Genomic DNA, 20,711 nt, shown 5'->3' with positions numbered 1-20,711 from the left:
CGACAGGGCGCAGCTGTTATGGGCCGGTTGATGGTCGCTGCAAGGTCGGCATGCGGGTGAGCGCCGCCTGCAGCTGTTCCTCGTTGGCGACAAATCCCTGGCGCGCCAGGTCGATCAGGTCGGCGAGCGTGGAGAACCGACCGGCCACCGCCGCTTTGATCGTCGGCAGTGTTCGTGTCGACATCTCCTGAGCGGCGGCCAGCGACGGCACCGCCCCCGCGTCCACCGTGCCAGCAGCGGGGATCTCATGCGGCAGGCCTTGGGTCACTTGCCAGACCAGCGTTTGCAGCTGGGGCTTCAACCGGCCTAGCGCGTCCAGGTCGGCCTGTAGTACCGGATCGGTCACCGCTTCCCCTCCGAGGTCAGGCCCTTGTAAAGACCCGAGCTTACCGACCACGCTGGCACGTCAGCGCCCGAATGCGCTGGCCGGGGCCCCGGGGCAACAGCCAGTACTCTTACCCCTGTGGGGATTCTGGATCGGATTTCGGCGCGTCAGCGCCTGCGCAGGGCGACCCAGGAATCGCTGTCGATTCCCACCTTCAGCGCCCCGATCGATTGCACGCCATGGGTGATTGGCGGTTTGTGTCCTGAGGAGTTCTCGCCCGCCAGCTCGGAGACGGCGACGCTTGCGGAGTGTCTCAAGGTTGACCTTCAGCGAATCGCAGGCTCTGCAAACGACGCTCTGCACGCCGTTGGCCGCGCCGGGATGGAGTACGTGGCGCGGCGAGAAGCCGAGGCCCGGGTGATCGACGAAGCCCGCGATCGTGCGGTGCGCCGGGTGGAGTCCACGGTGCGCCAACTCCGGCAGATGAGCCAGCACCCGCTTCCCAACGCAGCGTCTTCACCCCCGGGGGTTGACGGCACCGCCGACCACGACAGCACGCAGGTTCCGCCTGCCACCCGAGAAGTAGCCCCACCCGTTGACATGGAGAAGACGCAGATCATCCCGGCTGTCAGAGATGGGCACCATGAGACCACCTTGATGCCAGGCCTCGACGACCGGCACGAGCGACAGCAGCCAGATTGCGTAGAGCGAGATGGGCGAGCCGAGGACGCGGCCAAGCATCGGTTACGGCGCGCCGACGACTGAGGCTTCGGATCGGGTGCGCTACCCGGTTGCGTCCACACCGAAGTATGCCAGCGCTTGGGCCCACTGCGCGTTAATGCGTTTCAGCTCAGGGAAAGCCATCCACAGAAAACGCTCGACCCGGTACGTGCACCCCTGATTGAATTTGCCAATGCGACTCCGTAGCTCCCGAGATGACGGTGAAGTGGACAAGCCAACGCACGAAGCTGGTAGCGGGCTGAACATACCCTGGAGTGGGCTGTCCTTAACTCTCGCGATTGTCGCCCTTGCTTCACTCGGAACACTCGCCGTAACAACGAGCGTCAAGAACGTAGATACCCTTTCCACGGTGGCACTTGCATTGGCCATTCTGTCGTTCGCTGCTCAGCTCATCGTCACGCTGGCCCGAAGGACAGCAATCCGCACAAGTCAACGCTGATACAAAGGCGGCGCTCACTGAGATGCGTGCGACAACCTCGTCTCTGCTGTCCAACCAACGAGACCAGTTCAATTCTGTATTGAAAGCGCTGCTCCGCCAAGCTATACCAGCCGCCGTGCAAGATGTGGCAACGATAGAAGACGCTAGCGAAGAGCGAGCCGGAGAGCGGATCAACGAAGACGCTGAGCGAGCAGCGGAGCTAGAAAGTGCTCTCCAGAAGAGGGTCCTGGAGCTTTTCACCGCTGAGACAGACGTGCTGCCACCACTCGTTTTTTCCGAGCCACATGAGCGACTATTGCGCAGGGAAGAAGCGGAACGGCACCGCCAGCAGGAACGGCAGGAATTAGAGCGGGCGCGACAGGAACGGCAGGAGAAGTTGGACCGCGAACGACGAGACGCCCAGCTGGCGCGGAAGAAGCACAGGGAAGAGTGGAGCAAAGTCATTGCGACCTACCCGCCACAGCGAGAGGGAGAGCGCGTGGCCGAAGTAATTCGTCAGCTTCCCCCTCGCGCCATCGCGCAACTGGGTAGGTTCGTCGGCGACGTCGCTGACCAGGCGAGAGAGGACCAGACAGTAAGTTACGTGAAGGCGGAGAACACTCCGTATGGCAGAGGCAACCAGCAGTTAATTGACGGAGGTCTCGTCGAGGTTATCGGCGAAGAGGACAACAGGGTCAGGCTGCGTTTAACTTCAGATGGGATCATCGCCGCCCGTCTTCTTCGCGCCGACGAGCAAGCGCCTGAATGGGCGTCTGACCTCTTTTAGTGACCGCCCCCGGGTCCCAGACCGGGGCACACTTAGTTGAGATTCGAGCACCTCGCTCTCGCGCCCGTGAGTTGTATCGGTGTCTCGGATGACTATCCGGACGTGTTGAACACCCTCTGCTTCTGGGTCAGCCTCCCACCGCGATCCTGGAAAGCGCCGCCGCGATGGCCTGGTCGCGCCCTTGTGCTGCGTGCTGGTAGCGCATCGCCGCCTGCGAGGTGGAATGGCCTAACCGCACCATCAGTTCGGCCAACGTGGCACCGGTCTGGGCCGCCAGTACGGCCCCGGTGTGCCGCAAGTCGTGGAACCTCAGATCTTCTCTACCGGCACTGGTGCGTGCCGTGTAGAACCGGCGGTAGAGCGTGGCCGGTGCGAGGTGTCCCCCATGCTTTGCAGGAAATAGCAGCGCGTCGGCCTTGGCCCCGACGTGGGTGTGCAGATGTGCCTCGATGACCGGGACCAGGTGCGGCGGGATGGCCACGTCTCTGGTACCGGCATCACTCTTGGGCGAGGTCACCTCGAAGCCCTCACCGGCACGCACCACAGCACGCTCGACGCGCACGACGCCGCCACGCACGATCACCTCATTGCCGTCCTGGTCGTGCTCAGTGTGGGTGGTCAGTTCGATGTCTTTGCGCCGCAGTTCGCACAACTCGCCGAACCGCAACGCACACCACGACGCGAGCAGAACCATTGCCTGATATTGCACAGGCATGGCACTGGTCAGTGCCTCCAATTCGGCTAGGGTGGCGGGCCGTATCTTGTTTACGCGCCTTGAGGTGCCAGCGCCACGAATCACACACGGGCTTAACGCCACCTTGCCGTCGCTGACGGCGGTGTTCATGATCGCGTTCAACAGCCCGTAAGCATGTGAGCGCGCCGTCGGGGTGCTCTGGCCCATCTTGGAGTGCCAGGCGCGCACGTCGTCGGGAGTGATCGCTCCAATCGGCATAGGCCCGAATACCGGATACAGGTACTCGTCAAGTAGCCATTGATAGTGCTCACGGTGCGCACCTTCAGCGGTTCGCCCTTCACGTGCCGGTCTAGCAGCCATTGCTTGGCATAATTTCGGAACGGCAACTTGCGATCCGTCTTCGGCGTGGCCTCGGGCGGCACCCAGGCCTTACGAATTATGTCGGCCTGCTGAATAGCCAGCCACCCGCGTGCGTCCATCTTGGACAGGAAAGTGGTCGGGGCCTTGTAGCGGCGTCCATCGGGACCGGTGTAGCGGGCACGGTAGTGCCCTCCGGCCAGTTGCTCGACGGTCCCAAACGTCCCGGATGTGCGTGCCACTAGGTGATTCCTTCCGCGATACAGAGATGGGCTACAAGTGGACTGAAGAATGCCCACGGGCTATTTGTGGGCAAAATCTAGCACACTTTCTTCCTCAAATTTCCGCAATCTTCCTCTTGCATAATCCCTGCTAGTTAGCTATTCGGAGCCGATTCTCCTGATTACAAGCTCTAAAGTAGCAAACTTGGAATAAGATTCAATCCCAGTATCGCGCACCAGAGTGATGCAATCCCCCGGGTCAATCCGAGAGGCAGCTAGCCGTGGGGCCCCGCTTACTGTTGTGCGCCCACGCCGAAGTCAACAGTGACCCGAACATTGTCCGTGCTGGACAACTCCCCCCGCCGGACGCCACGTCGCTTCATGATTGGACGCATTACAGCTCCGTCCGATCGCGTGCCGATGCGCGCATTCGTTGCCACCGTTCATGTGGTGTTGGACCATGCCCGGTTTGTGTTTAGGCGAAGGTGACATCGGGAAACCGAGAGTTCGTCGCGTGTTTCGGGTCAAGCGACTCCTGCCTCCGGCCCAACTGGGAGTAGTCATGGCCACAATCGCGACGCAACCGCTGAGATCCGACCGGCCCGCGGAGAACACGAACAGCAACGACTTCAACGTCGTGGGCATCGCCGTGGCCGCCATATGGGCGATTGGACTGGTGGTTGGGATCATCGCATTAGTAACCGGGCAACTCGGGGTGGCTCTGGTCGCGCTATCAATCGCAGTCGTCGCGCCACTTTTCGGGTTGGCGTGGACACGCCTTTCCGGCAGCTTCCGTCCGTCGTTCGACCGAATGGACCAGCAGCGCTTTCACTGAGTCCGCGGTCGGCTGGCGATGCCACAATCAGGCAGCGACGCACAGAACGACGGCGGCAATGGCGCTGAGCACCCCACATGTTCCCGCCGGGCCTGACGGCAACGTCACCCACCCGCCCGACTCAGGATCCGTCTAGCAGCAGGTCTCTGAGCACCCCACCGATCGAGCGCATCCCAGCGAGCACCGTGTCGCGCAGATCTGGCCCGGCGGCATCCCAGTTGGCAATGACGGCATAGGAGTACGAGGTGCCGTTTCGTTCGATGGTGCCCACGTCGGCCCTGATGGCCGTGTCGGTTCCGGTCTTGTTGCGAATGCAGAAGCCGCGATCCGATGCGGTATGCGCCAGCGGATCGAGGCCGAACGCAGATGCCACCATCGACAGATCCACGCCCGTCGCCAGCCAGGCGGTCAACTGGTCGGAGACCGACATCGATATCAGCCGTTTAGTAGCCAGGCGACACATGAATTCCGACAACTCAGCGGCCGTACCCACCGACAACGTCCACACGTCGTCGGGCCCACGATGGTCCCGAACACGATCCAGCAGCGTAGTTTCGGCGAAACCGATTGTTCCGCAGAGTGCTTGGACGCTGTTCAGACCCACCCGGTCCAGCAGTACATTGGTGGCGAGGTTATCGCTGACCGAAGCGACCAGCACGCACAGATCGCGGACGGAGAATCGCTGAGCGTGTAGATGCTGCCAGATGCCCGAATCAGCAACCTGCACAGCAGTATTGCGGTCCAGCAATTCGCTACCATCCATCGATCCGTCGTCGCACTGCCGCGCCACTTCGGCCAATAGCAACAGCTTTCCGACACTGGCAGTCTGCCTGGACACGCCGGAATTGTGTTGTGCCACTTCATCGCCAGCAGCGTCTCGAATACAGATCGACCAATCGACGTCAGGGGTGATGCCGACAGTGTTGCTGACCGACTGGCGCAGCGCAGAGTACGGCATCGGCCCTCTCAGCCCGTGGAACGTCAATGCACCCTACGTTGGCGAGCGTTATGGCGCCAGTGCGATGATCCCCGGTTCAACAGGCGGTGTCGGGGAGACTCCGCAGGTGCCACCTCCGCCTCCTCCCCCACCACAAGTGCGGCGTCCTGGCCAGCCGACTGGGGCGGACAGCAGGGGCGATCGAGTACTCCGGCCCTTACGAAGGGACGGGTTCGGCCAGCGTGATCAGGCTCCGTCGGGATCCGCGACGGCACGTCCGCCACTACCACCCCCACTCGTCACCCTCCAGCACATCGACGGTGACGTCGTTGTCCGCGGGCCTTCGCGTTCCGTAGAGGAAGGTGAGCATCGTGCGGTCCCCGTCGAGAGGTTCGATTTCGACGACGGTGGCGTGCCCGATCGTCATGCGAATCCGGTCGCCGGGCTGCAACTGGTCGATACGTTTGAGGGTCACGCCCGCCCACCAGAGCCAGTCGGAGCCCCCAGCACCGCCACAGCCCGTTCGCCCCCCGCCATGGCGTCGATGATTCGCCGGATTGAGACACCGACGCAACCCCGACACGGCGGCATACTTTGATGCGCGACCAGCCCCGGCGCCCTGCACACGGCTCAATCAGTTAGCTTCTGGAAAAGTGACGGCTCATGGCAAGCCTTCTGATCATCATCATCGTCGGGCTGGTCGGACTTGGCATCGTCGGCGGACTCACCGCAGTGCTGGTGCACCTGACCAGATCGCCCGAGGCCCCGCCGTACGTTCCGCACGCCTGGCAACCCGCGGCCGGCTGGTACCCCGACCCGTCGGATCCGAATATGCTGCGCTACTTCGACGGTCACACCTGGACTCAGGTCACCCGGCCGGCCGGTTGAACGCTGACCCGACGAGAAGCTAATTCTGCTGCGGCACTGAGAAATCCGCTACCCGCACATGAGAGGCATTATCCCGCGAGCGATTCGATGACCTTGACCAACTCGTGGGGCGCTTCCCAATTCAGCGCATGCCCCGCATCAGCCACCGTGACCAACCGGGCGCCGGGAATGCCGTCGGCCAGCCGACGTGAGTGACTCGGCGGCGTGGTGCGGTCCGCCGCTCCGACCATGACCACCGTCGGAACGGTGATCTCGCCCAGGCGTGGATAGCGGTCTTCACGCGAGAAGGCGCGCACGATCGGCAGCAGCGGTCCGTGTTCGTCGACGTGCTGACGGAAGCCCTCGGTGAACACCGACACCATCGCCGGCGAGGGACGAGCACCGCATTGCGCAGCGCCGAACAACACCCCGACCGTCCGGTAGCGGATCAGCCGCTGCAGGATGCCACGCTCGAGCAGGGGAATCTGCACCTTGTTCTGCGGCGCTCCGTCCAAGACGCGGCCCGCCCAGGTGGCGAACAGCACGAGTCCACGCAACCGCTGCGCAACGTCTGCATGCTCGAGCAGGGCGCGAATGGTGACAAACCCGCCCATCGAATGGCCGACCAGTACAGCGTCGGCAACGTCGAAATGTTCGAGCACCGCGGAGATGTCGGCCGCCATGGGCTGGGAGCCGATGCCCTCGGAGCCCAGCGTAGATCGGCCGTGTCCGCGCTGATCGAAGGCGATGACGCGATATCCCCTGGCCAACAACGCATCCCACACGACGTTCCATTCGGCCAGGGTGACGGTATAGCCGTGCACGAGCACGACCGGCGGCCCCTCACCCGCGGCCAGCGCACGCAGCTCCGTCCCGTCCGGGCGGGTGATCGTCGCCTCTTCCCCGTGCGGCTCGGCGAGCAATTGCTCGCGCGTCAGGGGATCTGGGTTGCGCTCGATCCACCCGACCAGGGCTCGCAGCCCGGCCCAGCCGAGCAAGCCGGTGGTCCCCAGTGCCGCGCCGGTGGCCAGCCCCGTTCTCATCGGCGGTAGTCCTGCGCCGTCGCGCCTCGCATCGCACACTCCCTCGCGCCCACGGGTGTTTGTCCGTCCTCATTGGTATACCCGGTTGCGAGAGTGCGCGCTGCGCCGCCGACATGACACGACTTACCGGATCATGTTTGCCGCATAATACGGTTTGTCCGCCCCAGGCGGATATCGGGCGTGACGAGGTGACGCTGCATTCATCCGCCGTGCATCGTATTGACCACGCAGTCGAGAAAACAAATCGATCGATTCGACGTTATACGCGACCGGCTGGAAGAGAATTCATTTCGGCGAATGCCGGAGTTCTCGCCATTCGCGTACTTTCCAGCCGGAAGGACCTCCCTGGCACTCCATCGCTACCGCAGGTTACCGGCCACCGCTGAACCAGCGGTGGCCGGTTCGCCAGAAGGACTAATGGGAGTCGATCAGCGTGGCGTTGTCGGGTTTGAGCTGTTGACCGCAGGACGCTGATCATCGAGCCGCTGGCCGGCGAGCACTGTGTAGGACCGGGATGAATGTTGATCCCTAGAGCTAGATCGTGCCCCGGCCGGTTCGGTGAGGTCGCTTGAAGCGCTGATGGGATGTCGTGCCACTGCGAGCACTGATCCATTAGTCCGCTGCCGGGTGTCCTCTGGCTCAATGTGAGTCAACGACGACTGCAGGAGGTGGGCACTGGTGATCTTTGTCGGCAACGACTGGGCCGAAGACCATCACGACGTGTATCTGATGGACGAGGCTGGCCAACGATTGGCAGCCCGGCGATTACCCGAGGGCTTACTAGGGATTGGCACCTTACACGAATTGGTTGCCGCACACGCCGAGGAACCCGACCAGGTGATGATCGGCATCGAGACCGATCGTGGCCTGTGGGTCTCGGCGTTGGCAGCAGCCGGTTATCAGGTGTGGGCGATCAACCCGATGGCGGCGGCCCGCTACCGCGATCGCCACCATGTTTCGGGTGCGAAGTCCGATGCCGGGGACGCCAAAGTGCTCGCTGACCTGGTCCGAACCGATCGGCACAACCACCGCCGGATCGCCGGCGACAGCGCCGATGCCGAGGCGATCAAGGTGCTGGCCCGTACCCATCAGAGCTTGATCTGGGCACGGACGCGCCATGCCAACATGCTGCGCAGCGGCCTGCGGGAGTACTACCCCGCCGCCCTGGAGGCCTTCGAATCCCTCACCGACGGTGACGCGTTGGCAGTCTTGAGTCGCGCACCCACTCCTAAACAGGGCGCTCGGTTGAGCCTGTCGAAGATCGGCTCAGCGCTCAAAGCGGCTGGCCGGCAACGCAATATCGAGACACGCGCTGGGCAGATTCAGACCATTTTGCGTCGCGAACACCTCACAGCACCCCCAGCGGTGGCTACTGCCTTCGGCGCCACCACGACTGCAGCGGTCCATGTGATCGCCGCACTCAATGTTCAGATCGACGAGCTCGAGACCGCGCTGGCCGACCATTTTGAGAAACACCCGGACGCCGACATCTACCGTTCCCTGCCAGGACTTGGTGTTGTGCTCGGCGCCCGGGTGCTCGGTGAGTTCGGGGATGACCCGAACCGCTACACCACTGCCAAGTGTCGCAAGAACTACGCCGGAACATCACCGTTGACCATCGCATCAGGCCGAAAACGTGCCGTGCTGGCCCGCCACGCCCGCAACAGACGTCTCTACGACGCGCTCGATCAATGGGCATTCTGCGCCCTCACCAGAAGCCCCGGTGCCCGCGCCTTCTACGACCAGCACCGCGCCAAGGGTGACACCCACCATCAGGCCCTACGCGCCCTCGGCAACCGACTCGTCGGCATCCTCCACGGCTGCCTACGCCACCACACGCCATACGACGAATACACAGCTTGGGCCCACCGCCAAACCCCCGCAGCAGCTTGACGACTTAACCACCTGGGATGTCTAGCTGCCGTCGTTGCCTTTGGTGCCGCTCTTTCCGCTACCGCCGGGACCTGTGCCGGCCGCTCCGGCGGCGCCTCCTACACCGCCGATCGCGCCATTGCCGTTGCCGCCATTGCCGCCGTTGCCGCCGTTGCCGCCGACGCCCGCAGGAGCCGCACCGTTACCGCCGGCACCGGCGGCTCCGCCGTTGCCACCCTTGCCGCCGGTGCCCACGCCGCCGGCCGAACCACCGAGGCCGCCGTTGCCGCCGTTGCCGCCGGCCTTGCTGGAGCCGCTGCCGCCATTGCCGCCCGCGCCGCCGGCACCGCCGGCGCCGCCGCTGCCACTGATCCCGGCCGCGCCACCGGCGTTACCGCCCGCGCCACCGGCGCCACCACCACCGGCGTCACCGCCGCCCGTGGTGGGCCCGCCGTCGACACCGAGCCCGCCGGCACCGCCGGCACCGCCGTTGCCGCCGGCACCGACCGTGGCACCGCTGCCTGTGGTAGCCGCGCCGCCGCCGTTACCTCCGGCGCCGCCGGCACCGCCTGCACCAGATCCGGCCGCGGCTCCCGGCAGCACGCTGCCGCCGGCACCACCCTGGCCGCCGTTACCGCCGCTGGCACTGGCGCCCGCGATGCCGCTGGCACCACCGGCGCTACCACCCTGGCCTCCGTTGCCACCAGAACCGCCGTTACCGCCGGCCTTGCCGCTGCCGTTCGGGCTGTCGGCGCCATTCCCCCCGTTTCCGCCGGCACCGGCGGCGCCTCCGTTGCCGCCAATGCCGCCAGCGCCGCCGACTCCCGCACCGGACGGGGCGGTGGGCAGCACGCTGCCGCCGGCGCCACCGTGGCCGCCGTGGCCGCCGTCGCCACTGACGCCGGCAATGCCGGACGCGCCACCGGCGCTACCGCCCTGACCGCCGTTGCCGCCCGCGCCGCCCTTGCCACCGGCGGTGCCACTGCCCGCGGCCGCGGCGGCACCGTTCCCGCCGTTGCCGCCATCGCCGGCGAAGCCGCCGTCGCCGACACTGCCGCCGCTGCCGACGGTTCCGGCCGCACCACCGCTGCCGCCGTTACCGCCGTTGCCGCCGGCGCCGCCGTTGTAGGCACCGGTGCCGCCGTTACCGCCAGTGCCGCCGTCACCACCGGTTCCGCCGCTGCCGTTAATTCCCGTCGCACCCCCGGCGTTACCACCATTGCCGCCGGCACCACCGACGCCGCCGTGACCGCCGCCGGTGGTGGGGCCGCCGTCGACCCCGAGACCCCCGTCACCGCCGTCACCGCCGTTTCCGCCGGCACCGACCGACGCCCCGCTGCCGACCGTGGCCGCCGCGCCGCCGTTGCCACCGGTACCCCCGGAACCGCCGGCCCCGGCTCCGCTCGGCGCGGTGGGCAGCACACTCCCGCCCGCGCCGCCGTCGCCGCCGCTACCGCCATTTCCGCTGGCACCCGCGGCGCCCAGCGCGCTGCCGGCGTTACCACCCTGGCCGCCGTTGCCGCCCGCGCCGCCGCTGCCACCGGCCTTCCCGCTGCCGATGGCCGCGGCGGCGCCATCGCCGCCGTCGCCGCCGCTTCCGGCCGCACCACCCTTACCTGCCGTGCCACCGGCGCCGCCCGTGCCGGCCGCACCACCAGCTCCTCCGTTACCGCCGTTACCGCCAGTCATGCCGTTGACGCCGCCGGTGCCGCCGTTTCCGCCGAAGCCGCCCGCACCACCGGCTCCGCCGTCGCCGTTGGCACCGGAAGCGCCGCCGGCGTTGCCACCGTTACCTCCGATCCCGCCGGCACCGCCATTGCCACCGCCGGTGGTGGGCCCGCCATCAATACCGATACCCCCGGCACCGCCGGCACCGCCGTGGCCGCCATTACCGACCGTCGCGCCGCTCCCCACAGTGGCGGCGGTGCCGCCATGGCCGGCGTTACCCCCGTTGCCGCCTGCTCCGGCCCCACTCGGAGCGGTGGGCAACACGCTGCCGCCGCCGCCACCCTGGCCGCCGTTGCCGCCGTTGCCGCTGGCCCCCGCGATGCCCAGCGCACCACCGGCGTTACCACCTTGGCCGCCGTTACCGCCCGTACCGCCGCTACCGCCGGCCTTGCCGCTACCGGGCGTGCCCGAGAAGCCATTCCCGCCGTTGCCGCCGTCTCCGGCGGCACCGCCATTGCCCACGATGCCGCCCGTGCCGACCGCGCCGGCCGCGCCACCGCTGCCACCGTTACCGCCGTGACCGGCCGCCCCACCGTTGAGGTTGCCGGTGCCGCCGTTTCCGCCATCGGCACCATCACCGCCGGCGCCGCCACTGCCGCTGATCCCCGACGCACCACCGGCGTTGCCGCCGTTGCCACCGGCGCCACCAGCGCCACCGTTACCGCCGCCGGTAGTGGGTCCACCATCGACACCGACCCCGCCGTCACCGCCGACGCCGCCGTTGCCGCCGGCGCCCACCGTGGCACCGCTGCCCACCGCGGCCGCAGCCCCGCCGTTTCCGCCAGTCCCGCCCGCACCCCCGGCTCCGGCTCCGGTCGCCGCACCGGGCAGCACGCTGCCACCCGCGCCACCCTGGCCACCACTCCCGCCGTCGCCGCTGAAGCCCGCGACGCCTGCCGGGCCGCCGGCACTGCCGCCTCGGCCACCGTTTCCGCCTCCACCGCCGTTGCCGCCGACCGCGCCGCTCCCGGCCGCACCCGAGAGACCATTCCCGCCGCTGCCGCCATCGCCTGCGGCACCGCCATTGCCGGCCTTTCCACCGGTGCCGACCGCCCCGGCCGAACCACCGGCACCACCGTCACCGCCATTACCGCCGGTCAAACCGTTCAGGCCGCCCTCGCCGCCGTCGCCACCGGTGCCTCCGGCACCACCAGCCCCACCGCTGCCGCACAGCCCTGCCCCGCCGCCGGCGCTGCCCCCGTTACCGCCGGCGCCACCGGCGCCGCCGTTACCACCGTTGGTCGTCGGCCCGCCGTCGACCCCGATTCCACCCGCGCCACCGGCACCGCCGTTGCCGCCGGCACCCACCGTGGCATTAGCGCCCACCGCCGCCGCGGCGCCACCGGCGCCACCGTCGCCACCCGCCCCGCCGGCGCCGGCCCCGGCCGGAGCGGTGGGCAGCACGCTCCCACCGGCTCCGCCCTGGCCACCGGTACCGCCGTGACCGCTGGCCCCCGCGGTACCGAGCGCGCTACCGGCACCACCGCCCTGGCCTCCGCTGCCGCCCGCACCGCCCCGACTGCCCGCGGCACCACTACCGTTCGCGGCATCCGCACCAGCCCCGCCGTTCCCGCCGGCGCCGGCGGCACCGCCGCTACCCACCGCACCCGCGCCACCTGCGCCACCGCCGGCCGCGCCACCCTCCGATGCCCGTCAAATCCGCCGAAGCCGCGACCAATGCGTCGGGCACCGCGATCAGGAAAGGCGACATTGAACCCTCCTAGATGAATGGAAAATTACGTTATTGGGGGCAGACGGTACGCCGCGGAAAACAGGCGTGCAGCAATTCAATAAATGATTGTGAATACATTCTTTCTTCGCGTGTGAACGCATTCTTAGTCGCGAGTATTCGCAACCTTAAATGTGAGCAAATGCATTCTTTTGTTGCGAGTGCCTACATTCTTTATTGCGCCCGGCCGGGATTGCTGCACGCAAACCTGCTCAACGGGCACACCAACGGAGAGCGCAGGGCTTCGTCGCCGCCCCGCCCCGCCCATGCCCCGCCGCGTCCGTCAATTGGTGGGAAAGTCAGTCAAAGCCTTTGCGCCATAGCATGTTTCGACAACTATGCCCAAGACAATCGACTCGTCGGCCCCGAATCCTGCGGCGCGCGATGCGGACCCGTTCATCGCCGGGCGCCACCGCTGCGTCGCCGTCGCTATCGCAGTCGGCAAGATGGGCCGACTCCCTGTCGCAAGCTGAGACTCAGCCGCCCGATGCCGGCTGCACCGGAGGCAGTTGCGCCGGGCAGTAGACACCGGCCGAGATCGCGGTGAACCGGGCCGCGTTCATCTGGGACAAGGACGGGTTCGCGTCTTGGAGCACCTTGACGACCTCGACCCCCGTCTTGCCCTCGTTGGCCATGTCGCATACCTTCTTGCCGGCCGCGATCGCGCTCTGCGGGTCCCTGTAGGTCAGCCCGGCCGCACCCAGGGAGACCAGAAAGGCTTGATCCTGGTTGGCATCCGCACGGGCGGGCGCCGCCGCACCGATGACGGCCGCCGCGGCAGCCACGCAAGCAAGCATTCTCATAGCCCTGGGATTCTCCCAAAGCCGAGGTCAGGCCGCATCTCGAGCGACCGCGAACGGAAGGTGAACTTTCACGGTTGCGTCAACCCTAGGTTGACACCTCGGTTGCGTCAACCCTAGGTTGACACCTCGGATGCGTCAACCTAGGGTTGACGCCATGGACTCGCCGGCCAAAATCACCCACCCCGTCCGTCTCGACGAGCTGATCAACGCCATCAAGAAGGTGCACACCGACGCGCTCGACCAACTGGCCGACGCAGTCTTGACCGCGGAAGCCCTCGGCGAGGTCGCCGACCACCTGATCGGGCACTTCGTCGACCAGGCCCGGCGCTCCGGGCATCGTGGACCGAGATCGGCAAAGCCATGGGTGTCACCAAACAGGCCGCACAGAAGCGGTTCGTTCCCAAGGCCGACATCACTCCCCTCGACCCCGAGCAGGGCTTCGCGCGTTTCACCCCCCGGGCTCGCGGCGCGGTGGTCGCCGCCCAGAACGTCGCGCACGAAGCCGGCAACGACGAGATCGCCCCCGACCATCTGCTGCTCGGCACCCTCAGCGATCCCGCAGCGCTGGCCACCGTGTTGCTCCGGCTGCAAAATATCGACACCCAAGCCCTGCAGACGTCGATACGACTTCCCGCCGCCGCCGGCCAAACGCCCAGTCTGATCCCCTTCAGCGGGCCGGCCCGTAAGGTACTCGAACTGACCTTCCGCGAGGCACTTCGGTTGGGACACAACTACATCGGGACCGAGCATCTGTTGCTGGCACTGCTCGAACTCGAGGACGGCGCGGGGCCGCTGCATCGGGCCGGCGTGGACAAACAGCGCGTGGAAACCGATTTGGCTGCGGCCCTCGAGTCGATCGCCACCGCTACCAACGTCCAGACCTGAAGGGGGCAACCCTGCCCGCGGCGAAGCCGCGTGTGTAATCATGCGAAGGTCCGGAGAACAGGCAGCCCAGGAGGCGAAGATGCACCGCTGGCTGATCGTCCTTTCCGCCTTCCTCGTCGTGGCGGCGGGCGTGCTGTCGGTCGACGCCGCTCTCCCCCGCGCGCGGGCAGGTGACGCGCCGATCGGCCACATCGGCGACACATTGCGAGTGGACACCGGCACCTACGTCGCAGACGTCACCGTCACCAGCGTGGTACCGGTCGATCCCCCACCGGGATTCGGCTACACCCGCAGCGGCGTCCCGGTCAAGAGCTTCCCGGACAGCTCGGTCAATCGAGCCGACGTGGTGGTGCGCGCGGTCCGGGTGCCCAACTCCTACATCATGGCGACCAACTTCAGCTTCGACGGCGTCACGCCGTTCGCCGACGCCTACAAGCCGCGACCGTGCGACGCGCCTGACTGGCTCGACGCCGCACTCGGCAACGCGCCTCAGGGAGCGGTCGTCCGGGGCGGGGTGTACTGGGACGCCTACCGCGACCCGGTGTCTGTGGTTGTGCTGCTCGACCGCAAGACCGGTGAGCACCTCGCGCAGTGGAATCTGTGACCTGCACCAGGTAGCCGACGCCGGCCCGGCGGACGCCGACGAGCTCGCCGCCCTTGCCGCGCAAACCTTTCCGCTGGCGTGCCCGCCTGCAGCGGCACCCGAGCACGTCGCCGCGTTCATCGCTGCGCACCTGTCCCCCGCCCGGTTCGGTGAATACCTGGCCGACCCGCAGCGCAGCATCCTGATTGCCCGCAGCGAAGGACGGATCATCGGTTACGCCATGCTGATTCGCGGCGCGCCGGGGCAGCCCGCAGAGCTGTCCAAGCTGTACACGCGCGCCGGCTTTCACGGCACCGGGGTGTCGGAGGCGTTGATGAACGCCGCACTCGCCCGCGCCGCCCAGTGGGGCGCCCAGCGCGTGTGGTTGGGCGTCAACCAGGCAAACCAACGGGCGCAACGCTTCTACGCCAAGTCCGGTTTCACTGTCAGCGGCACCCGCACGTTCCGGCTCGGTCCCCAGCTGGAGGACGACTACGTCATGACCCGGGAGCTCGGGTAGTCAGCGCCAACAGCCGTGAGGTGGCCCGCAGGTACTTCTTGCGATAGCCACCGGCCAGCATCTCCTCGCTGAACACGGTGTCCAGCTTCGCCCCGGACGCCAGCACCGGGATGCCGGCGTCATAGAGCCGGTCGGTCAGGGCCACCAGCCGCAGCGCCACGTTCTGGTCATCCAGACCATGTACGCCCGTCACGAAGACCGCTGTCACTCCTTCGATCAACGTCAGGTAGCGCGACGGGTGCATGGTGGCCAGGTGCGCGCACAGCGCGTCGAAGTCATCGAGGGTCGCCCCGGGCACCTCAGCGGCCCGGGCAACCACCTCGGCGTCGGACAGCGGCGGCGGCGCCGGCGGCAGATCGCGGTGCCGGTAGTCCGGACCTTCGATCCTCACAGTGGTGAAAATGCTTGCCAGTGTGTTGATCTCACGCAAAAAATCCTGCGCGGCGAAGCGGCCCTCACCCAGTTGCTCGGGCAGGGTGTTCGAGGTCGCCGCCACCGAGACCCCCCGCTCGACCAACGACGACAGCATCCGGGAGATCAGCGTGGTATTGCCCGGATCGTCCAACTCGAACTCGTCGATGCACACTGCGGTGTAGTCGGCCAACATGTCGATGCACTCGACGAACCCGAACACTCCGGCCAGCTGGGTCAGCTCGCCGAAGGTCGCGAACGCCTTGGGGCTTTCCGCCACACCTGGTCCGGCGCCGGGCAGTTGGTAGTAGGCCGAGGCCAGCAAATGGGTCTTGCCAACCCCGAACCCGCCGTCGAGGTACAAGCCCACGCCGGGCAGCACTTCCCGTCGGCCGAACAGCTTCTTGCGGCCGGCCCGTCGCTCCTGCGCCTGTCGGCAGAACTCCCGACACGACAGCACCGCCGCGGCCTGAGTCGGCTCGGCCGGGTCGGGCCGATAGCTCGCGAAGCTCACGTCCGCGAAGGTCGGCGGCGGCCGCAGCTGCGCGATCAATCGCTCCGGTGACACTGCCGGACGCCGGTCCACCAGGTGACCGACCGCAGCCGAAGAGGTGGACCCGTGCATGGTGGCACTGTAGCGACGTGCTGCAATCGACCACATGCCAGACTTCGAGGCCGGGATCGCATCCGGCCTGGCCGCCGAGACGTCCCTGAAACTGCTCGGCTCCCAGCGCGAACTCGTCCACGACGAACTGCCGCAGCTGTATGTCTACCCCGCGGGCGGCACTCGGGTGCGAGCGAACTTCATCACCAGCCTGGACGGCGGCGCCACCGTACAAGGACTGTCCGGCGCCCTGGCCGGTCCCGGCGACCGGGCCGTCTTCGTCGTGCTGCGTGAACTCGCCGATGTGATCGTCGTCGGCGCGGGCACGGTGCGTTCGGAGGGCTACTCGGGTGCGCAGCTGAGCGTCGGGCAGCGCCAGCAACGACAGAGCCGCGGCCAGAGCGAGATACCGCCGCTGGCGATCGTCACCAAGTCCGGTCACCTGGACCGCGATCTGGCGGTGTTCACCCGTACCGAGGTGCCACCGTTGCTGCTCACCTGCGCCGCCGCCGCCGACGACGCCCGCCGTCACCTCGTCGGGCTGCCCGCCGAGGTGGTCGACTGCTCGGGTGACGATCCCGGCGAGGTCGACATGGCCGTGCTGGTGTCCGCGCTGGCCGACCGAGGCCTGCACTGCGTGCTGACCGAAGGCGGGCCGACGCTGCTCGGCGCCTTCATCGAAGCCGACCTGCTCGACGAGTTGTGTCTGACGATCGCGCCGCTGGTGGTCGGGGGCCAAGCGAACCGGATCGCCGCGGGACAGGGACAGGTGACAACGCGGATGCGGTGTGCGCACGTCCTGACCGACGATGCCGGCTACCTGTACACGCGCTACGTCAAGGACTGACCGATAGTCCCCATTGCTGCGCTCGACGTCGATCGTCACGCTGATGCGGCACTCGCGGTCCCGAGCTGCCCGCTACTGTGGTCGGCATGCGCCGGCACCTGACGTCCGCCACGATCCTGGTGGCGGTGACCACCTCGCTGACCGGCTGCGTACCGATGTTCGGCGCCGACCCGCGGTTCGCCACCGATTCCGGTGCCCGGCCGCAGGGTGTGGCCACCACGAAGCCGCCGCCCAGCGGGCCCGCGCCGATAGCGGCACCGAAGAACGACCTGTCGTGGCGCGACTGCACGTCCAAGGTCACTGCGGACGCGGGCGTCCCGGACGCACCGGGAGTCAAGCTGGACTGCGCCACCTTCGACGCCGACCTGGACCCGGTCAACGGCGGGTCGGGGTCGGTGAGCATCGGCGTGGTCCGTGCCCGGTCACCCAAGACGCCCAAGGACGCGGGGCCGCTCGTCTTCACCACCGGTTCTGACATTGCGTCCTCCACCCAGCTGCCGATCTGGTTGTCCCATGCCGGCGCCGATGTGCTGGACAGTCACCCGATCGTGGCCATCGACCGCCGCGGCATCGGCATGTCCAGCCCGATCGACTGCCGCGACCGCTTGGACCGTGACGAGATGCGCGACCAGGCCCAGTTCCAGACCGGGGACGACCCGGTGGCCAACCTGTCCGACATCTCCAACACCGCCACCACCAATTGCACCGACGCCATCGCGCCCGGCGATTCCGCGTACGACAACGCCCATGCGGCCTCCGACATCGAGCGCTTGCGCAACCTGTGGGATGTCCCGGCCGTCGCGCTCGTCGGGGTCGGGAATGGGGCCCAGGTCGCACTGACCTACGCTGGCTCGCGGCCCGACAAGGTCGCCAGGTTGATCGTCGATTCTCCCGTCGCCATCGGCGTCAGCGCGGAAGCCGCCGCCGAACAGCGGGTCAAAGGCGAGCAGGCTGCGCTGGACGCGTTCGCGGCGCAGTGCGTGGCAGTGGGATGCGCGCTGGGTCCCGATCCCAAGGGCGCCGTCAGCGCCCTGCTGACCAGCGCTCGCAGCGGTCAGGGCCTGGGCGGCACCTCGGTGGCATCGCTCGTCGGCGCCATCACCACCGCGCTCGGCTTCCCGGTCGGCGACCGGGTCGCCAACACCACAAACCTGGCCAACGCGCTGGCGGCCGCCCGCTCCGGCGACGTGAACCAGCTGAACAACCTGATCAACCGGGCCGCAAGCATCCGTGACAGCGACGGCCAGTTCGTCAACGGGTGCAGCGACGCGGTGAACCGGCCCACCCCGGACCGGGTGCGTGAACTGGTGGTCGCCTGGGCCAAGCTCTACCCCCAGTTCGGCAGTGTCGCCGCCCTGAACCTGGCCAAGTGTGTGCACTGGCCCACCGGTTCGACCCCGCAAGCGCCCAAGGATCTCAAGGTGGATGTGCTGCTGCTGGGCGTGCAGAACGATCCCATCGTGGGCAACGAGGGCGTCGCAGCCACGGCGGCCACCGTGATCAACGCCAACGCCGCCAGCAAGCGGGTGATGTGGCAGGGCATCGGCCATGGCGCCAGCATCTACTCGTCGTGCGCGGTTCCGCCGCTGGTCGGCTACCTGGACAGCGGCAAGCTGCCCGGCACCGACACGTACTGTCCGGCCTAAAAACGGTCGGACCGGCTGAGACTTGAGCTGGCTCAACGGTGTACGGTGCGCTGGTGACGGCAGCTGACTCGACCAGAACCGGCTTACGCGCATCTGTGCAGGCCGCATTCCGTCCCGGTCCATCGACCACCGCGTCCGTGTTGCGGGCGGTGTTGTGGCCGGCGGCCATCCTGTCCGTACTGCATCGCAGCATCGTGCTCACCACCAACGGCAACATCACCGATGATTTCAAGCCGGTCTACCGGGCGGTGCTGAACTTCCGGCACGGCTGGGACATCTACAACGAGCATTTCGACTACGTCGACCCGCACTACCTGTATCCGCCGGGTGGCACGCTGCTGATGGCGCCCTTCGGCTACCTGCCGTTCGCGCCGTCGCGCTACCTGTTCATCTCGATCAACACCGTCGCAATCCTGGTGGCGGCCTACCTGTTGCTGCGGATGTTCAACTTCACGCTGTCCTCGGTGGCCGCACCGGCACTGATCCTGGCGATGTTCTGCACCGAGACCGTCACCAACACCCTGGTGTTCACCAACATCAACGGCTGCATTCTGCTGCTCGAGGTGCTGTTTCTGAAGTGGTTGCTCGACGGCCGGACGAGCCGCCAGTGGTGGGCGGGGCTGGCCATCGGACTGACGCTGGTGCTCAAACCGCTGCTGGGCCCGCTGTTGTTGTTGCCGTTGCTCAACCGGCAGTGGCGGGCGTGGGTGACCGCGCTCGTCGTGCCCCTGGTCGTCAACCTGGCCGCGCTGCCCCTGGTGCCGCACCCGATGGACTTCTTCACCCGCACCGTGCCCTACATCCTGGGCACCCGGGACTACTTCAACAGCTCGATCGAGGGCAACGGCGTGTACTTCGGCCTGCCGTTCTGGCTGATCATCGCGCTGCGGCTGCTGTTCACCGGGATCGCGATCGGGGCGCTGTGGCTGCTGTACCGCTACTACCGCACCCGCGACCCACTGTTCTGGTTCACCACATCCTCCGGCGTGCTCATGCTGTGGTCGTGGCTGGTGATGTCGTTGGCTCAGGGTTACTACTCGATGATGTTGTTCCCGTTCCTGATGACCGTCGTGCTGCCCAACTCGGTGATCCGCAACTGGCCGGCATGGCTGGGAATCTACGGGTTCATGACGCTGGACCGGTGGCTGCTGTTCAACTGGATGCGCTGGGGACGGGCGCTGGAATACTTGAAGATCACCTACGGTTGGTCTCTGGTGCTGATCGTGACGTTCACGGTGCTCTACTTCCGCTATCTGGACGCCAAGGCCGAGAACCGGCTGGACGAGGGCATCGACCCGGCGTGGCTGCCGGCTGAGCCCAGGCGCGCTAGCGTGGAGGCAGCAGCCAGCGATGAGGAGTAGTGATGACTGAGCTCGCGCGCCCGAAACTGCAACTGTCCGACGACGAGTGGCGCAAGAAGCTCAACCCGCAGGAGTTCGACGTGCTGCGGCGCGCCGGCACGGAGCGGCCGTTCACCGGTAGGTACACCGACACCAAGACCAGGGGCGTTTACAACTGCCGGGCCTGTGGCGCCGAATTGTTCCGCAGCACAGAGAAATTCGAATCGCACTGCGGCTGGCCGTCGTTCTTCGACCCGTCGAGTTCCGACGCGGTGGTGCTGCGCCCCGACCACTCGATGGGCGCCACCCGCACCGAGGTGTTGTGCGCCAACTGCCACAGCCACCTGGGCCACGTGTTCGCCGGCGAGGGCTATCCGACGCCCACCGACCTGCGCTACTGCATCAACTCGATCTCGTTGACGCTGGTCCCGGACGGCGCCTAAAGCGCGGACGGGCGCTGAGCCTGCCGTACAACGTCTTTGGTCGAAGCGGCCCGATTAGCCGCTGCTAGCGATACC

18 protein-coding genes and 2 pseudogenes are annotated in these 20,711 nt (G+C 67.1%); 12 read left to right on the top strand and 8 right to left on the bottom strand.

Translation table 11 applies throughout. The features are described 5' to 3' along the window. Nucleotides 1-16: 16 nt before the first annotated feature. Nucleotides 17-346 (bottom strand): hypothetical protein, encoded by a 330-nt coding sequence (locus JX552_RS11765; RefSeq protein WP_205877581.1) that lies wholly within the window; start codon nucleotides 344-346, stop codon nucleotides 17-19. Between the two features lie 117 nt (nucleotides 347-463). Between JX552_RS11765 and JX552_RS34095 the strand changes: the two genes are divergently transcribed. Both JX552_RS34095 and JX552_RS11755 read left to right on the top strand, forming a co-directional pair. Beyond that, nucleotides 464-1,090 carry a hypothetical protein gene (locus JX552_RS34095; protein ID WP_205877580.1) on the top strand — a complete coding sequence of 209 codons (627 nt, stop codon included), beginning with the start codon at nucleotides 464-466 and terminating at the stop codon, nucleotides 1,088-1,090. Between the two features lie 494 nt (nucleotides 1,091-1,584). Continuing rightward, nucleotides 1,585-2,271 carry a hypothetical protein gene (locus JX552_RS11755; RefSeq protein ID WP_205877579.1) on the top strand — a complete coding sequence of 229 codons (687 nt, stop codon included), beginning with the start codon at nucleotides 1,585-1,587 and terminating at the stop codon, nucleotides 2,269-2,271. 127 nt (nucleotides 2,272-2,398) lie between these two features. Here the strand turns inward: JX552_RS11755 and JX552_RS11750 are convergent. Next, nucleotides 2,399-3,588 (bottom strand): annotated as a pseudogene (locus JX552_RS11750) (tyrosine-type recombinase/integrase). 517 nt (nucleotides 3,589-4,105) lie between these two features. On the opposite strand from JX552_RS11750, the gene JX552_RS11745 reads away from it, so the two are divergent. Then, complete coding sequence (locus JX552_RS11745) at nucleotides 4,106-4,378, top strand: hypothetical protein (protein ID WP_205877578.1); 273 nt, start codon at nucleotides 4,106-4,108, stop codon at nucleotides 4,376-4,378. Between the two features lie 121 nt (nucleotides 4,379-4,499). Here JX552_RS11745 and JX552_RS11740 read toward each other — a convergent pair whose 3' ends face one another. Continuing rightward, a complete protein-coding gene (locus JX552_RS11740) occupies nucleotides 4,500-5,336 on the bottom strand; it encodes a serine hydrolase (RefSeq protein ID WP_277396064.1) in 837 nt (278 codons plus the stop codon). Between the two features lie 262 nt (nucleotides 5,337-5,598). Then, nucleotides 5,599-5,790 (bottom strand): hypothetical protein, encoded by a 192-nt coding sequence (locus JX552_RS11735; RefSeq protein ID WP_205878787.1) that lies wholly within the window; start codon nucleotides 5,788-5,790, stop codon nucleotides 5,599-5,601. A 188-nt stretch (nucleotides 5,791-5,978) separates the two neighbouring features. On the opposite strand from JX552_RS11735, the gene JX552_RS11730 reads away from it, so the two are divergent. Further along, nucleotides 5,979-6,203 (top strand): DUF2510 domain-containing protein, encoded by a 225-nt coding sequence (locus JX552_RS11730; RefSeq protein WP_205877576.1) that lies wholly within the window; start codon nucleotides 5,979-5,981, stop codon nucleotides 6,201-6,203. 68 nt (nucleotides 6,204-6,271) lie between these two features. On the opposite strand, the gene JX552_RS11725 is transcribed toward JX552_RS11730, so the two are convergent. Next, on the bottom strand, nucleotides 6,272-7,225 hold the full coding sequence (locus JX552_RS11725; RefSeq protein ID WP_205877575.1) for an alpha/beta fold hydrolase: 954 nt from the start codon (nucleotides 7,223-7,225) through the stop codon (nucleotides 6,272-6,274). Nucleotides 7,226-7,903: 678 nt separating this feature from the next. Between JX552_RS11725 and JX552_RS11720 the strand changes: the two genes are divergently transcribed. After that, nucleotides 7,904-9,118 carry an IS110 family RNA-guided transposase gene (locus JX552_RS11720; protein WP_205875203.1) on the top strand — a complete coding sequence of 405 codons (1,215 nt, stop codon included), beginning with the start codon at nucleotides 7,904-7,906 and terminating at the stop codon, nucleotides 9,116-9,118. A 21-nt stretch (nucleotides 9,119-9,139) separates the two neighbouring features. On the opposite strand, the gene JX552_RS33305 is transcribed toward JX552_RS11720, so the two are convergent. Next, the gene (locus JX552_RS33305) at nucleotides 9,140-12,133 is read right to left on the bottom strand and encodes a PE family protein (RefSeq protein ID WP_431195981.1); all 2,994 of its coding nucleotides are present in this window, start codon (nucleotides 12,131-12,133) and stop codon (nucleotides 9,140-9,142) included. An 897-nt stretch (nucleotides 12,134-13,030) separates the two neighbouring features. Continuing rightward, the gene (locus tag JX552_RS11710; protein ID WP_205877573.1) at nucleotides 13,031-13,357 is read right to left on the bottom strand and encodes a DUF732 domain-containing protein; all 327 of its coding nucleotides are present in this window, start codon (nucleotides 13,355-13,357) and stop codon (nucleotides 13,031-13,033) included. Between the two features lie 154 nt (nucleotides 13,358-13,511). On the opposite strand from JX552_RS11710, the pseudogene JX552_RS11705 reads away from it, so the two are divergent. The 3 genes and pseudogenes from JX552_RS11705 (at nucleotide 13,512) to JX552_RS11695 (ending at nucleotide 15,345) form a co-directional block, all read left to right on the top strand. Continuing rightward, nucleotides 13,512-14,242 (top strand): annotated as a pseudogene (locus JX552_RS11705) (Clp protease N-terminal domain-containing protein). 79 nt (nucleotides 14,243-14,321) lie between these two features. After that, the gene (locus JX552_RS11700; protein ID WP_205877572.1) at nucleotides 14,322-14,846 is read left to right on the top strand and encodes a hypothetical protein; all 525 of its coding nucleotides are present in this window, start codon (nucleotides 14,322-14,324) and stop codon (nucleotides 14,844-14,846) included. Then, nucleotides 14,818-15,345 carry a GNAT family N-acetyltransferase gene (locus JX552_RS11695; RefSeq protein WP_431195945.1) on the top strand — a complete coding sequence of 176 codons (528 nt, stop codon included), beginning with the start codon at nucleotides 14,818-14,820 and terminating at the stop codon, nucleotides 15,343-15,345. Before JX552_RS11700 ends, JX552_RS11695 begins: the two co-directional genes overlap by 29 nt. On the opposite strand, the gene zapE is transcribed toward JX552_RS11695, so the two are convergent. Further along, nucleotides 15,323-16,417: a cell division protein ZapE gene (zapE, locus tag JX552_RS11690; RefSeq protein ID WP_205877571.1), complete on the bottom strand. Its 1,095-nt coding sequence runs from the start codon at nucleotides 16,415-16,417 to the stop codon at nucleotides 15,323-15,325. The two genes, JX552_RS11695 and zapE, sit on opposite strands and share 23 nt — an antisense overlap. Between zapE and JX552_RS11685 the strand changes: the two genes are divergently transcribed. From JX552_RS11685 to msrB, 4 genes are all read left to right on the top strand, one after another. Further along, nucleotides 16,416-17,207: a pyrimidine reductase family protein gene (locus JX552_RS11685; RefSeq protein WP_205877570.1), complete on the top strand. Its 792-nt coding sequence runs from the start codon at nucleotides 16,416-16,418 to the stop codon at nucleotides 17,205-17,207. The genes zapE and JX552_RS11685 overlap by 2 nt on opposite strands. 86 nt (nucleotides 17,208-17,293) lie before the next feature. Next, nucleotides 17,294-18,853: an alpha/beta hydrolase gene (locus JX552_RS11680; protein WP_205877569.1), complete on the top strand. Its 1,560-nt coding sequence runs from the start codon at nucleotides 17,294-17,296 to the stop codon at nucleotides 18,851-18,853. Nucleotides 18,854-18,891: 38 nt separating this feature from the next. Further along, complete coding sequence (gene aftC, locus JX552_RS11675) at nucleotides 18,892-20,214, top strand: arabinofuranan 3-O-arabinosyltransferase (protein WP_205877568.1); 1,323 nt, start codon at nucleotides 18,892-18,894, stop codon at nucleotides 20,212-20,214. Between the two features lie 2 nt (nucleotides 20,215-20,216). After that, nucleotides 20,217-20,636 (top strand): peptide-methionine (R)-S-oxide reductase MsrB, encoded by a 420-nt coding sequence (gene msrB, locus JX552_RS11670; RefSeq protein WP_205877567.1) that lies wholly within the window; start codon nucleotides 20,217-20,219, stop codon nucleotides 20,634-20,636. The last annotated feature ends 75 nt before the right edge of the window (nucleotides 20,637-20,711 follow it).

It is taken from the genome of Mycobacterium gordonae (genome assembly GCF_017086405.1).
Lineage (GTDB): Bacteria > Actinomycetota > Actinomycetes > Mycobacteriales > Mycobacteriaceae > Mycobacterium > Mycobacterium gordonae_D.
Note: the sequence above shows the minus strand (reverse complement) of the source record. Positions and strands in the feature narration are given on the sequence as shown.